General features: G+C 70.7%; 1 protein-coding gene. It reads left to right on the top strand.

The genetic code is table 11. The annotated features are described in order from the left end of the window. Positions 1-304, top strand: a 304-nt coding sequence (locus IG08_RS0153520; protein WP_275937287.1) for a carboxyl transferase domain-containing protein, incomplete at both ends; no start/stop codon positions are given.

Here is a 304-nt window from a genome sequence, read left to right as displayed (position 1 = left end):
GGACGGTGTGATCACCGGCTGGGGCACGGTGGAGGGCCGTACGGTCTTCGTCTACGCCCATGACTTCCGTATCTTCGGCGGCGCGCTGGGCGAGGCCCACGCCACGAAGATCCACAAGATCATGGACATGGCCATCGCGGCGGGGGCCCCGCTGGTCTCGCTGAACGACGGCGCGGGCGCCCGTATCCAGGAGGGCGTCTCCGCGCTCGCCGGTTACGGCGGCATCTTCCAGCGCAACACCAGGGCCTCCGGGGTGATCCCGCAGATCTCGGTGATGCTGGGCCCGTGCGCGGGTGGCGCGGCC

It is taken from the genome of Streptomyces fulvoviolaceus, assembly GCF_000718165.1.
Taxonomy (GTDB): domain Bacteria; phylum Actinomycetota; class Actinomycetes; order Streptomycetales; family Streptomycetaceae; genus Streptomyces; species Streptomyces fulvoviolaceus.
Note: the sequence above shows the minus strand (reverse complement) of the source record. Positions and strands in the feature narration are given on the sequence as shown.